The following is a 15,224-nucleotide window of genomic DNA, read 5'->3' as shown; positions in this document are numbered from 1 at the left end:
TAATCAAGATATTAGTCCTTAGGATTTATCTAAAATTCGATATTTGTAAAAAGTATTACGATGCAAAAAGTACAAAAGAGAAACTTTTAGCACACCTAGTCCGTATTTAGAACTTCTGACAAAGTTAATAGAAGATGCCTCTTCGAAGTATTTTGTAGGACAAGTTATTTCGGCAATCTCATATCCTTTATTGAAAATCTGTGCAATAAACTGATTATCAAAAATAAAGTCATCCGAATTTATGTTATAGTTGATGCTTTTCAATACCTCACCACTATAAGTTCTGTATCCAGTATGATATTCTGATAATTTTTGACTCATCAGCAAGTTTTGAAAGAAAGTAAGAAAGCGGTTTGCAACATATTTATACAAAGGCATACCTCCTCTTAAAGCTCCTTTACCCAATATACGAGAACCTATAACAACGGGATAAACATCATTGGCTATCAAGTAACACATCGACTCTATAAGTTTAGGAGTATATTGATAGTCAGGATGAAGCATTACCACAATATCAGCACCCAACTCGAGCGCTTTATTGTAACACGTCTTTTGATTACCTCCGTATCCTTTATTCTTATCATGTTTCACAACATGAGCAACACCTATACTTTTTGCAACAGCAACCGTATCATCAGTACTATTATCGTCTACAAGGATAACCTCATCTACAATATTAAAAGGTATCTCACTATAAGTTTGGGGTAAAGTCTTGGCAGCATTGTATGCAGGAAGTACAACTACTACTTTCTTATCTGAAATCATTCTATTTTTTATTTATATTTTACACAGAAATTTATAAAAATAAAGGGTAATCAATCAAAGCCAATCGTTAAAATCAGCATAGAAGTATTACAAAGTGCAAAAATAATAAAAATAAATGAGATTCTATTTGTTAATGAATCAATTAGAAATCAATAACATTCTTTTAACTAATTAAAAAGCAATAATCTTATAGCCTGTTAAACATTTAAAGCCTCGTATTCTACTCTAGAATATTATAGACAATAAAAAGAAAAAGTATAAACACCTGTATAATAATCAGTTTAAAAACTGAACGATTGCTGCATTATATCCAACGAGTTATATTTGTAAAGAAAGATTGAGCATCAAATCCTGTTTTTGGTATCTCATTAGGAACCAACACATTTAATCCTCTATTAACAATTCTAACAGATATTTCCTTACCCGTTTGTATAGCAGTTCCATCAAGATGCATTACACCTTCTTTCTCCCTTTCTATTAACACCTCGGGCGTAATAATCTCAACAAGTTTCGAATTATTTTCAATATTTTTCGACATCAACTGAATAGCTGTCTGAGGAACATTAAGCACCGATAGAGGTTTAAGAATAGCAATATTCATCATACCATCCTGAATATCGGCATGAGGAGCTATAAAACTATCATTACCATATTGAGAAGCATTGGCACATGTAACAAGAAATGCTTCCTCATTAAAAGTAGCATCAGCCGTAGTAACTTTATATTTTTGGGGTTTGAAGTTATAGAAAACATCAATCATACTCTTGGCATACATCAATTTGCCACGACTCGATTGATTCAACACCTTTTCGCTAACCTCTGCATCGAAACCAACACCACAGGTACAAAAGAATATATTATCGTTTGCAATACCATAATCTATTTTCTTTACATTATTCTGCCTGATTATCTCAATAGCCTGTTCGTGATCCATTGGGATATGCAATTCACGAGCCAATCCATTACCCGATCCGCTTGGTATTATACCGAAAATAACATCTGTATCTACCAACATCCGAGCAACCTCGTTTATAGTACCATCACCTCCAACAGCTATAACATAATCAATATTATTCTCCACAGCATCTTTTGCTATTTGCGAAGCATGCCCCTCATAACCCGTCATAAACATATGCACATCAAAATCATGAGGATCGAGCATCATGGTTTTTTCAGGCAATCCTTTTTTCGATTTCGTTCCTGATACAGGATTTATTATAAAATAAATCTTCTTTTTCTTTCGCTTCATCTTTTTAGAAGAATTGTTAGTTGGCTAAAGAGTAATAATATTCTTTGATATCAAACAAATGAAAATTTCATTTCGTCTTATTATATCAAACGGTAAAAATACGGAAAATATTGCTTCTTTTCATAGTTCAGTCCTTAACATAAGGTAAAAGCTCGATAAATACCACGAGAACCATAAGTTATAAGAAAACAAATCTACCTGCAATATCTCTGCACCAAAGGTATCCATCATTCATGTCAAAAAGAACAATTAGCTATAAACTCGATAAAGAGTTGATCTATATAGAAATTATTAATAGAAAAAAAGACGAACAACACTGTTCGTCTTTTTTTTATCTATATACAAAAGCCACTGTGAAAGTAACTTCCGTATTTAGCCGTAACCTCGAAGCCTATAACGAAGGACGACGAGTAATAGTCAACAAAGGATCGACACGTTCGTCCAAAACATGGAGTATACTACAACTACTTTATATTGTTGCCGAATTATCAAAAACTCCACGACTGATATCCATAGTATCCGAATCGATGCCGCACCTCAAGAAAGGCTGTATAAGAGATTTTGAGAATATGCTTCGCCAAGAAGGAAAGTGGGATCTAAAATCGTGGAATGCTACGGACAAAATATATCAGGTAAATAATTCATATATAGAATTTTTCTCAGCCGACCAACCCGGAAAAGTGCATGGTCCTGCCCGTGACATTCTTTATATAAACGAGTGTATTAATATTCCTTACGAAACATATCGCCAATTAGCTATCCGTACTACAGAAACCATATTTCTCGATTATAATCCTTGCTATGAATTTTGGGTAGATGAAAAAGTTCTTCCCCGACCCGAAGCTACACTGATTCACTCGACCTATCTAAATAACGAATATCTTTCGGAAGCGCAGGTAAAAGAAATAGAATCGAGTAAAAACGATGTAGAATGGTGGCAAGTATATGGCTTGGGACTAACGGGCTCTAAGGTTGGACTCATCCTCCAAAATTGGGATATTACCCCTTCTCTACCCTCGTCTTACAAACAGAGATGGCTGGGCATAGACTTTGGCTTCACCAACGATCCCACGGCAATAGTCGACATAAGGCTGTCGGAAGGCGAATTGTGGATAGAAGAATTACTCTATTCAAGAGGATACGATAATCTAATGATAGCCAAACACCTCGAAGAATGTAACATTACACAACAAATAGCCATTGTGGCTGATAGTGCCGAACCGAAATCTATTCGTGAAATACGTAATTGCGGGTGGAATGTAGAGCCTGCTAACAAAGGTAGAGATAGTATTTTAACAGGACTTGCTGTATTGAATAGATATCCAAAGCATTTGACTCAAAATAGCTCAAACCTCATCAATGAATATCGAAATTATCGCTGGACTACTGATGAATTCGGGAATCCGAGCAATATACCGATCGATCGGTTCAACCATTCTATTGATGCTCAACGCTATGTAGCTTTAAATAAACTGAGTCAAAAAAGTGGTTTCGACTATTATGTAGGAAAATAAAGAAGATGGAGAATTAAAATTCTCCATCTCTTTTTATACTGTATAAATACCTTAAATATTCTAGCAAAGAACATAACCTAAAGCCAGAGAAATAGAATAATCTCTCTTTATTCTCAAAAAAATCTTTGCATATGTGTAACAAATAGCAGGCTACTAGAGTCATTCTATTAAACAATAAGCCTAAATTATGCGTTACACATTATCAATTTTGATTATCCTTGCGACAATAACAAGCACATTGTCAGCTCAACAGATAAAAATATCGGGGAAGATTATAGATGCCGTAGAATCAACTCCCATCGGTTTTGCAACAGTTTCGTTACTAAAACAAGACTCGACTTTCATCAAAGGAGTAAATTCTAACGATGATGGTCGCTTTTCCATCCCTGAAGTCACAAAAGAGAATCTTCTGCTATCGGTATCCTTCTTGGGTTACGAAACACAAATAATAGACCTCACCAAACCCGAAAAAGATATAACCGTAAGTGATATAGCATTGCATCCTACATCTATTGCATTGAACGACATTACAGTTACAGCCAGTCCTATTATTCATAAAATAGATAGAGACGTTATACTACCTAGCACGGCACAGTTAAAAGCGTCAATCAGCGGAATAAGTTTACTACAAAACTTGATGCTACCTCGTGTAATAATAGATCAGGTTAATAACGTAATCAAAACATCGGACGGAAGCGAAATACAATTACGGATCAATGGAGTAATAGTGTCCTATTCTGAAATTCTGGCACTTATGCCACAAGATATTATCAGAGTAGAGTTCCACGATAATCCAGGATTACGATATGGCGATGTTGCAGCCGTTCTCGACTTTATTACCCGACGAAAAAGTTCGGGAGGAAGTCTAAATGCCGAAGTGATGAACAATCCTTTCGTAGGATTTGGCAATAATTCATTCAACGCCAAAGTGAATCACAAGAAATCGGAATTCTCATTCAACACCAATGAATGGAATAGAGAACTGGATTTTACCCGAAACAGCGAGCAATCGTTTATCTTTCCCGACAAAGAAATTCACCGCAGTCGCATAGGAGGAACCATCCCCTTCAAGACAATAGGAATAAATAACAACCTCAATTACAGCTTGCAAGAATCTGGAAAATACTTCTTCAATGTCTCTTTACGTCAATTTTACAGAGATACGCCCAATGGCTTTGATGATGAAAAAAGCACTTACATTTCGGGAAACTCCGAACCTGTAGATGTCTATATACACTCTGCCTACAAGACTAATGCTCCTTTGCTTGATCTCTATTATCAAAGAGATCTCAAAAATCAGCAGCTAATAATAGTGAACGTTATAGGTAAATATACTTACAGCAAAAACGAATATACGTTTCAAGAAAGCCGCAACGATGTATTTTATACAGATATAAATAATCTTACCAAAAGCGACAGATATGCATTGGTTGCAGAGGGTATTTATGAAAAAACATTCGGAACAGGCAGTAAACTATCTACGGGATTGAAACAGACCCAAACTTATACAGAAAGCACCTATTCGGGAAGTACCGAAGCTCAGGTAGATATGAATCAAGCCGAAACATATCTATATGCAGAGTATCAATTAAAAAAGGGAAAATTCAACACCTCACTCGGAGTCGGTGCAACACGTATGTATTATAGTTCGCAAGGCAATAAAACAGAGAAATATCTCTTCCGTCCAATGCTTCGCATGACCTATACCATAAACGAGGGTACGTATATCAAATACAACGGAATAGTTTATAATAGAGTACCCTCCGAAGGCGATCTCAATAATGTAGAGCAGGAAATAGATTCGTTACAACTAAGACGTGGTAACCCATACCTAAAACCATCTATAACTTTCCAGAATACACTGTGGGGTGGATATAAGAAAGGAATGTTCGATTTCAATCTGTGGATGAGATACCGTTATATAGATGCTAATATTGCAAATGATATATTTTTTGAGGATGGTAAATTTATCAATCAAAGTAACAATCAGAAAGCCTATCATAGTATGATGGGTGAATTGAGAATACAGGTACAACCCATCAAAGACCACCTGACCCTTAGTTTCACACCCGGTGTAGCCCGATATATCAGCAAGGGAAATACTTATTTACATACCCATACCCGATATTATTATAACTCGGATGTGACTGCCAATTATAAAAAATGGATTTTCAATGCTTTTCTATCCAATAGTTTCCACTATTTCGAAGGCGAAACACTTTATTTGAATGAAGCATGGCAGAATGTTAGCTTGGGTTATAAAACCGATCGGTTTTCGGTATCAGCAGGAGTCATAAATCCGTTCACCAAAGAGTGGAAATCGGCATCGCAAACATTCTCCGCAATAGTGCCATCATCGTCACAGGTAACCAGTTCAGACATCAGTAAGATGCCTTATATTAAGCTCTCCTACAATATAAATTTTGGAAGACAATACAAGTCGGCAGAAAAGAAAATAGACAATAGCGATATTTAAAGTTATACTTACCTTATTAGGACGCTTCAAATAACAGCGAAAGTACAGAACGGAGTTTACGAACTAAGCTTTTCGCCTCTTGATTTTGCTATGCGATGGAAATCGTCGCCCGAAGGAGACTGAAACAATGTAAGCTCAAAAAGAGAAGCCGCAGATATAACATATTCCATCACCGAACGATGGATAACGTCATAACCAGCAGCACCTTTCTCTCGCGAGAAAGCATAGATTTCGATACCGATACCCTCGCCTGAAATGGTATTCATATATCGGACAAAAAGCATAAGTTGGTCATTAATTTGTGGATGTTTACGCAGAAACAGCTCAAGCTGAGCCCTGAACAATGCCAGATTGGTAAGCATTGCCCCCGGCGAACTGATATGAGCCAAGGTAAGACATTCGGCATAATTGGCACTAGTAACAGGATGTTTAGACAAAAACTCTAAAAGAGACTCGTCTGCAAATTTGACCGATTTGGTATCCAAATTAAAGGTGCGGACAAAGAGGCGCCCCGGCCCCAGTTCCATACGGCGCCAATTGGTAAACGAATCGCTTACCATAGCATATATAGGAATCATGGTCACCGAATTGTCCCAGTTTTGCACCTTTACCGAACTAAGATTTATATCAACAATAAGTCCGTCGGCATTCTTAGAAGGCATCTCTATCCAATCGCCCGGACGTACCATATCTTGAAACGAGAGTTGAATGGAAGCCACAAAGCCCAGAATTGTATCTTTAAAAATCAGTGAAATAAAAGCTGCCGTAGCACCAAATCCAACAAGCAGATTAGAAGGCTCTTTGCCGACAAGGGTTGCTATAATAAATACAACGGCTATTACACCAAATATAATTTTCATCACCTGAATATAGCCTTTCAGCGATTTTTGCTGAGTTTTAGGATGCAGTTCGAAGAAAGTATTCCAAGCATCTAAAAGCGAATATAAGACAAGCAATATCCAAATAATCATTACCGAGCGTGACAATGCCAAAATAAATTGAATCCAATCAGCCGAAAAGCCCGAAAACAAAACCCTCGAACTGAATACAACAACAATAATAGCAATGAGCACAAAGAGACGCTTAAAGAAGCTATACTTCATCAAAATTTTGAAGATACCTGATTTAGAATTAAGCGTTTGATCTTTTACAAACAGAAACGAAAGACGCCCTATTATTAAAAACAATAACCACCCAATACCTGCAAGGACTAAGATGGTAACAACAAAAACGATAGCATTTGAGATTTGAGCACTTACACCAATATCAATTAAAGCATCATTCAGGTTTTGCAAAAGCCAGAATTTAGGTAAACCGACTACCTCAACCGCACCTCCTGATAAAAGAATGATAGCCACAGACATATAAAACAACAAGTTCAGCATATACAAGATATTGATGTATATAAGAAGAACAATAATTATCTCAATAAGTTTAAAGAATACTAAAAGACATATATCATACTTACTTATAGTTAAGCCCGCCAAACAAGTATAACTCGCCGTTTTGACTAATTTGATTATAAAAAAGAAAACAAATGACATTTTATTAAAATTGATAAACAAATAATAATAAACCATTTATCTACAAACAAGGGCTAATACTTAGTATTATGGTAAAAAATATATGATAAACATCGTAACCAAAAAGGCAATTGATTCGTCATATAGACATATAAAATTAAAAAACATGAAACGAATATTGCCCTTAATCATAATTTACCTGACAATTGCAAGCACATTGTCGGCACAGCAAATAAAAATATCGGGGAAGGTGGTTGATAAGACCAACGCTCAGCCAATTGAATATGCAAACGTAACATTGCTCCAAAGCGATTCTACATTTGTAAAAGGAGTCAATTCCGATGCAAACGGATTGTTCAATATAGTTAATCCTACGGGCAACTATTTGGTATCAATATCTTACATGGGATATGAGACATCTTATGTTCCTGTAGAGAATCCTGCAACAGACAGCAATCTGGGAAACATTACACTAGAGCCCTCATCCGTAGCGCTGAATACTGTAACTGTAACCGCACAATCGGTAATAGACAAGGCCGACCGAAAATTGATATTCCCATCCGAAAGCCAGATAAAAACATCTACTAACGGACTCGATCTGCTGCAACAGTTGCAACTACCACGTATCAACATAAACCCCATAGATAATGCAATTACCACTTCGGGCAGAGGCGAGGTACAGCTACGTATCAACGGTGCACTGACTACCAACGAAGAGATAAGAGCCATCACTCCTTCGGATATTATCCGTATAGAATATCACGACGATCCCGGTGCTCGTTATGGCAGTGCATCAGCCGTATTAGATTATATTGTACGCCGCCGAGAGTCGGGAGGAAACATACATGGCGATTTGATGAATATCATCGGCTCCACAGGTTTTGCAGAAGACAATCTATCAGTAAAAGTAAACCATCGAAAATCGGAATTCGGGATGAATGCTTATTGGGGATATCGTAAATTGGAATGGACACGCACAAATAGCGAAACCTTTAATTTCCCTGACAGAACATTACATAGAAACGAGATTGGCGAACCTACTCTTTTTAAGTATAACAATCTGAACCTTGCTCTGAATTATAGTTTGATGGAAGCTGACAAATACTTTCTGAATGTAACTTTCAGAAATTCATACAACAATTCACCCAACTTATATACCAACAGAAACAGTAGTATAACAACATCAGATAATAGCGTACCGCTTTCTATCTCCGATCTTTCGTCCGAGAAAACTAATATTCCATCATTAGACGTTTACTATCAACGAAATCTTAAGAAAGACCAGCTTATAATAGTGAATGTGGTAGGAACTTACATCAACTCCAAAAACAACCGTATCTATGAAGAGTGGAGAGACGAAAAACCTATTACAGACATTCAATCGCACATATCGGGCGATAAATATTCGCTGATAACAGAAGGTATCTACGAGAAAAAAACAGAGAAAGGCAAGTTTACAACGGGTTTAAAACATGCTCAGGTATTTACACGAAACGAATATACAGGCAATACAATAGCCGAGGTAGCCATGAATCTTGCTGAAACTTATGTATATGCTGAATACCAATTTCAAAAAGGTAAATTCAACTATGTAGCAAGCTTAGGAGGAATACGTTCTTATTACAGCCAAGGCGAAGACGTAGAAGAGAGATACTCTTTCCGCCCATCGGCACGTGTAACCTACAACATTAGCGACAAAACATTTGTCCGTTACAAAGTAAATATCTGGGGAAATACCCCATCGCTGGGCGACCTCAATGCCGTAGAGCAAATAATAGATTCGCTACAAATACGCCGAGGAAACCCTAACCTGAGAATGTCTCAAGGTTATAGCAACAACATTACAGCAGGATATGATAAAGGAATGTTTGGGGTAGATCTATTTCTTCAATACAACTATCAACGCAATCCGGTGGCAGAAACCATACTTTTTGAAGAAGGTAAATTTATACGTACCTACGAAAATCAAAAAGCACATCACCAATTGGGTGGCGAACTTACGCTACGCTTCCGCCCTATAAAAGACCGACTTACAATAGCATTCACACCCGGTATAAACCGCTATATAAGCGAAGGCAGCAATTACACACATACCTATACCAACAAATATATGCGTTTGTCGATAGACGGTAATTATAAAAACTGGGTTGCCAACTTTATGATATATACCCCTTGGGACTATTTTTATGGCGAAACACTCGAGTCGGGAGAACGTATACACTCTATCAGTTTTGGCTACAATAAACCAAACTACTCCATCATCCTCGGGTCATTCAACCCCTTTGGAGGCACATACAAAAGAAACGATCAGAATTGGTCTGCTATGATACCTACCCAATCGAAGGTATATACAGAGAACCTCACTCAACTGATTTATATAAAAGCATCTTTTAATGTTAACTTCGGACGACAGTTCAAAGGTGGAGACAAAAGACTTAATAACTCAGACAACGATTCGGGCATTATGTCAAGTTCTAAATAATAAAAATAGAGAATAGAAGGAGAAGCGAAGGTATAGGCATGATTTTAACAAACCATCTTACACCTTCTTCTTGTCTTAAAAACACTTTTAACAAAAAAAATAATATAGCACATAATACACTATGCTCAAACATCATACATCTAAAAAAACAATAATTATGCAAATCTATTCCTCTGCATTTATCGTTAAATATTTCAAAACAGAGAGAAAATCAAAAAGTACTCTTTAAATTTGATCACTTAAATCTATAAGAATACCACCATGGGAACAGAAAACTCGCTTGATCACAGATATCGTCTGGAAGAAAAAACAAATCCTTTTTTGCCTAGTATCTCTATTGATTGCACCATATTTGGATTTCATAACGGAATCCTAAAAATTCTACTTAACAAGTTCAAGGCTAATTCAACCTGGATGCTCCCCGGTGGATTTGTATTATTAGATGAAAATGTAAATTGTGCAGCCCATCGCCTTCTCTCTGAGAGAACGGGACTTAGCGAAATTTATCTGAAACAATTTTATCTCTTCGGCGATACCCTAAGAGTAAATCCAGAAGAGAACAAAAATATCTTGGAGAATGTTGGCATAAGCACGCCTCATTGGTTGCTCGACAGGTTTGTAAGCATTGGCTATTATGCACTGGTCGACTACTCTAAGCTTAAAATCTATTCAAACGAAAACGAGAAAGTAGAGTGGTTTCAGATAGATGAAATTCCACAACTATACGGCGATCATAACAAGATAATAGAAAAAGCTATTAAATCGATACGCTCTCAGATAACCACCGTTCCGATCGGATACGAGCTTTTACCTGAAAAATTTACCATGTCCGATTTACGAATCATATACGAAACTATATTGGATAGAAAATTAGACAGAAGAAACTTTCAGCGAAAAATGTTAGCTACGGGTTATGTCGTAAAACTAGATGAAGTTTCTAAAAAATGGGGTTGCAAATCAGCTACACTCTTTACATTCGATAAAGACAAATACAATTATGCCATGAAAAGCGGAATGGCACATAACGAGTGGTAATATACAAACCGAGTTTTGTCTATTAGTCATGAATTAATGCCGGAGCCATACCTTTTTTTGTAATTTATATCACCTTATTCTCACCAGATGCCCAAAAATCTATAAGAATAATAATATCTTTGTGATAATTTGCTAATCGCTTTAAACCTTTTGTTCAACTTACACTCTAATGGGTATAGATGAAAAAAATTTCTAACTAACGCGTAACACATATGAAAAAGATATTATTTATACTTTCTTTAGCTGTAATACTCACAGCTTGTGGAACGACTCAATATGTGGATCGGATGAACGACCTTACTGTAGGAATGGGCAAAGAGGATGTTGCCTATCTATTGGGTTATCCCGAAAGAGTACTTGCTGTAAACTATACACACGACGGAGTGCAGGAAGTACTTCAATACCGTAATTTTCAGAATGAAGTATACGCTCTCGAATTTTGGAACGATTACTTAACAGGGTACGAATTTCTATACGATGACATTCCATTTGTTCCCGCAATGGGTCCTCCCGCTATATTACCTCCTATGGGTGGTCCTATAATTATTGTTGATGGTGGAAACGGAAACAGACCTGGACATCGTCCTAGCAGACCTCCTCATAGCGGTAAACCAAGTAGACCAGGAAATAACGAGAGACCGAATAACAGACCTGGCAATAACGATAGACCTACCAGACCGGGTAACAGCGGCGAATCGAGCAGACCAGGAAGTGGCACATCTACCAGGCCTGAAAGTGGTAACAGACCTAGCGAAAGCCGTCCTAACACGTCAGGAAGCAGTCGTCCCGGATCATCTGCAGCTGCACAGGGAGATAGAGGAACAAGTACTCGCCCAAGTAGTGGCTCATCGTCATCATCCAATGGTAGATCGACAGAGAAGAGAACTGAGACTAGCAGTACCAGTAGCCGTCCTGACAGAAGTTCTACGAATAATACTTCGTCCAGAACCAGTGCAGTTTCAGTACGTCCTTCAGATCCTGCAAAAACTACAAGTTCATCGTCAGGTAGCCGCAAAGCCTATAACACAGGTAGCTCAAGTTCATCAGCCAGCTATTCAAGACCAAGTAGTACATCAACAACATCTACACCTGCAAGAACCGAATCGTCATACAATACGAGTGGTAGCCGTAAAGTATCAAGTGGAAGCTCAAGTTCATCAACAACCAGTTACACAAGACCTGCAAGCAGTACCTCTAGCTCTAGTAGCGGTCGTACATCGTCAAGCTCCAGCTCAACTCGTACCAGCGATTCTTCGCGATCTACAACTACCACCTCTACACCTAAAGTAGAGTCTACAAGCAGTAGCTCAAGTTCTAGTAGTTCTCGATCGTCAAGTAGTGGCTCTAGTGCAGCGGCTTCGGGTAGATCATCGAGTGGTGGCAGAAGATAAGTTTATTCTAAAAAAACATATATATAAAAAGGCTTCCAATCAGATTGGAAGCCTTTTTATATATAGTAACTCTTTATTATTAGAATATAGCATATGATAACCCAAACTGAAAGATTGTTGCTGGATAGCTGTCATGTGCATTACCATTGTAATACCCACGATTATTAAAGAAAATAATTGCACATTTTCAATTTAACACTATTAATCCTCAATAAAACCTTAATAAATAATATTTTCATAAAAAAACCTCTCCAAACAAAAGATTCATTTACATATTGCTAAAATCCGGATAATAGTAATACCTTTGTCCTCCGAACATTAGAGGTCTAAGACCTCTTTGTTTGTTATATGAATTCTATAAACTCAGAATGCTTATAGATAAAGAATATAACAATAAATATTTATAGTACTTAGATATAGACATGGATTGGTTATTAGATGCCATTTTTAAGCCGTCGATGATACAGACGGTAATCTTGATTTCCGTAATTTCGGCTATCGGACTACAACTCGGAAAACTCAAAATATTCAATATTTCATTGGGTATTACCTTCGTCTTCTTTACGGGTATAATCATAGGTCACTTCGGACTCGATGTGAATCGCGACATGCTATATTTCGCTCAAAACTTTGGGCTTATTATATTTGTATATTCTTTAGGAATACAGGTAGGACCGGGATTCTTCCCTTCCCTCAAAAAAGGAGGGCTTCGCCTCAATATGCTATCCATGGCAGTTGTACTTCTGGGTATAGCACTCACCTTTCTTATTTATTTCACCACCGATATATCTATGCCCAATATGATGGGTATTCTATCGGGAGCAGTCACCAACACTCCTGCATTGGGAGCTGCACAACAAACCTTGAGACAAATTTCCCCAAACTCCTCCAAAGAATTGGCAGATATGGCTTTGGCATGTGCCGTTGCTTATCCATTAGGTGTAGTAGGCGTTATTCTAGCTATTGCATTTATGCGTAAATGTCTTGTACCGCAAGATGCGACCTCTAACAACAAAGAGAAAAAAGACAAAAGCACATATGTAGGCGAATTTATGGTAACTAATCCTGCAATTATAGGACGTACCATAAAGGATATCATGAAGTTATCGCCTCGTAAATTCATCATATCACGTATTTGGAGAGATGGTAAAGTAACCATTCCGGCTTCTGATTCAACTCTAGAACTTAACGATCATGTGCTGATTATCTCCATAAAATCGGATGTAGAATTGGTTGAGGTTCTATTCGGAGAACAAGAAGAGGTAGACTGGAACAAAGAGGATATCGACTGGAATCACATAGACAACAGCCATTTAGTATCTCGCAGAATTATAGTAACACGCAGCAAAGTAAATGGTGTGAAGCTTGGAGCTCTCCGCCTACGTAATCTATATGGAATAAACATTACTCGTATCGATCGTGCAGGTATTGACCTACTAGCATCGCCTGACTTGGCTCTGCAAATAGGTGACAAACTAACTATTGTAGGCGAAAAAGCAGCTGTTGACAATGTTGCCAAACTATTGGGTAATGAACTTGAAAGGCTTAAAAATCCTAATCTTATAGCCATCTTTATAGGTATTACACTTGGCTTATTACTTGGAGCCATACCTTTTCCTATACCGGGAATTAGTGTTCCTATAAAATTGGGTATTGCAGGCGGTCCTATTATTGTAGGAATATTGATGGGAGCTTTCGGCCCTCGTTTTCGCATTACTACATACACAACACAGAGTGCCAACTTAATGCTCCGCCAATTGGGTATAGTTGTATATCTGGCTTGTTTGGGCTTAGATTCGGGTGGACAATTCTTCGATACTCTTATGAATGGCGAAGGTTTACTTTGGATAGCAATAGGCTTTGGTCTAACCGTAATTCCCGTACTTATTGTAGGAACAATAGCCGTAAAAGCTTTGAAGTTCGATTATGCAAAAACCATCGGGATGCTTTGCGGAAGCATGGCAAACCCAATGGCTCTGAATTATGCAAATACAACTGTTGAGGGCGATGAACCTGCCGTAGCATACGCAACTGTATATCCCGTTACTATGTTCTTTCGGATTATCTCGACTCAGTTGATTCTCTTATTTTTTATGTAAGGATTATCAGCTTATTGATCCATAAGCTATCATAGCCAAGTTAAAAAGTCTACGACCTTACTTTTTGTTTTTAGCAACAAAGTTGGTGACTGATACCGTAGAGATCAATCGATTATTTGTCAAAGAAATTATATCTACTACCCAAACGTGTGTAGACCGTCCAATATGTATAGGTTTTGCAATAGCTTTTACCGTTTCACCTTGTTGAGCTGAAGATATATGATTGGCACTTATTTGGATTCCGTAGCACGATTCATCTTCAGTGCACATCAAGTTCGAAGCCACTCCGGCTGCTGTTTCAGCTAAAGCAATAGTAGCTCCACCATGTAATACTCCCATTGTCTGACTATTAAATTTACCGACAGGCATAGTCATTTCCAAAGTCGGTTCGTCTGTTTCGATAAACTCCATTTTTAGAGTTTCCATCATCGTATCTTTGATGCGTTCGCGAATGTTATTTGTATCTAATCTCATATAGGTATATTTTACACGAAAATAACGATTTAAAGCGTACAATTGTTTTCTACAAACGCTTTTTTCACCAACAACAGCTCTAAGTTACACTCCCTTTGTTTATTGAGGAGAGTAAATAGTATATCAATATATTCTATTGTAAGGAATATAAAGCTCTATATCTGTTATTTGTTTAAATTAAGTTGTTCATTGTTTAGAATATCATTCCTAATCATG

General features: G+C 37.3%; 10 protein-coding genes. 6 read left to right on the top strand and 4 right to left on the bottom strand.

Annotated features, from left to right (window positions below; all coding sequences use genetic code 11):
- Positions 1–18: 18 nt before the first annotated feature.
- Both IR022_RS01800 and IR022_RS01795 read right to left on the bottom strand, forming a co-directional pair.
- Positions 19–765: a glycosyltransferase family 2 protein gene (locus IR022_RS01800; RefSeq protein WP_050708919.1), complete on the bottom strand. Its 747-nt coding sequence runs from the start codon at positions 763–765 to the stop codon at positions 19–21.
- A gap of 304 nt (positions 766–1,069) precedes the next feature.
- Positions 1,070–2,014 carry a diacylglycerol/lipid kinase family protein gene (locus IR022_RS01795; RefSeq protein ID WP_050708918.1) on the bottom strand — a complete coding sequence of 315 codons (945 nt, stop codon included), beginning with the start codon at positions 2,012–2,014 and terminating at the stop codon, positions 1,070–1,072.
- 233 nt (positions 2,015–2,247) lie between these two features.
- On the opposite strand from IR022_RS01795, the gene IR022_RS01790 reads away from it, so the two are divergent.
- Both IR022_RS01790 and IR022_RS01785 read left to right on the top strand, forming a co-directional pair.
- On the top strand, positions 2,248–3,528 hold the full coding sequence (locus IR022_RS01790; protein WP_199330240.1) for a PBSX family phage terminase large subunit: 1,281 nt from the start codon (positions 2,248–2,250) through the stop codon (positions 3,526–3,528).
- 187 nt (positions 3,529–3,715) lie between these two features.
- Positions 3,716–6,004: an outer membrane beta-barrel protein gene (locus IR022_RS01785; protein ID WP_194202390.1), complete on the top strand. Its 2,289-nt coding sequence runs from the start codon at positions 3,716–3,718 to the stop codon at positions 6,002–6,004.
- A 56-nt stretch (positions 6,005–6,060) separates the two neighbouring features.
- Here the strand turns inward: IR022_RS01785 and IR022_RS01780 are convergent, their stop codons facing one another.
- Positions 6,061–7,389, bottom strand: a complete 1,329-nt coding sequence (locus IR022_RS01780; protein ID WP_194202389.1) for a mechanosensitive ion channel family protein — start codon at positions 7,387–7,389, stop codon at positions 6,061–6,063.
- A 304-nt stretch (positions 7,390–7,693) separates the two neighbouring features.
- On the opposite strand from IR022_RS01780, the gene IR022_RS01775 reads away from it, so the two are divergent.
- From IR022_RS01775 to IR022_RS01760, 4 genes are all read left to right on the top strand, one after another.
- Entirely contained in the window at positions 7,694–10,009 is a 2,316-nt protein-coding gene (locus tag IR022_RS01775) for a TonB-dependent receptor (protein ID WP_194202388.1), read from the top strand.
- Positions 10,010–10,270: 261 nt separating this feature from the next.
- The gene (locus IR022_RS01770; RefSeq protein WP_050708844.1) at positions 10,271–11,044 is read left to right on the top strand and encodes an NUDIX hydrolase; all 774 of its coding nucleotides are present in this window, start codon (positions 10,271–10,273) and stop codon (positions 11,042–11,044) included.
- A 212-nt stretch (positions 11,045–11,256) separates the two neighbouring features.
- Positions 11,257–12,435 carry a membrane lipoprotein lipid attachment site-containing protein gene (locus IR022_RS01765; protein WP_194202387.1) on the top strand — a complete coding sequence of 393 codons (1,179 nt, stop codon included), beginning with the start codon at positions 11,257–11,259 and terminating at the stop codon, positions 12,433–12,435.
- Positions 12,436–12,857: 422 nt separating this feature from the next.
- Positions 12,858–14,534 (top strand): putative transporter, encoded by a 1,677-nt coding sequence (locus IR022_RS01760; protein WP_050708096.1) that lies wholly within the window; start codon positions 12,858–12,860, stop codon positions 14,532–14,534.
- A gap of 57 nt (positions 14,535–14,591) precedes the next feature.
- Here the strand turns inward: IR022_RS01760 and IR022_RS01755 are convergent, their stop codons facing one another.
- Positions 14,592–15,008 (bottom strand): PaaI family thioesterase, encoded by a 417-nt coding sequence (locus IR022_RS01755; RefSeq protein WP_050708097.1) that lies wholly within the window; start codon positions 15,006–15,008, stop codon positions 14,592–14,594.
- Positions 15,009–15,224 lie beyond the last annotated feature (216 nt).

Origin of the sequence: Dysgonomonas sp. GY617 (assembly GCF_015233815.1) — a bacterium.
Classification (GTDB): domain Bacteria; phylum Bacteroidota; class Bacteroidia; order Bacteroidales; family Dysgonomonadaceae; genus Dysgonomonas_A.
The sequence above is the reverse complement of the archived record's forward strand: the minus strand, read 5'-3'. Positions and strand labels throughout refer to the sequence as shown.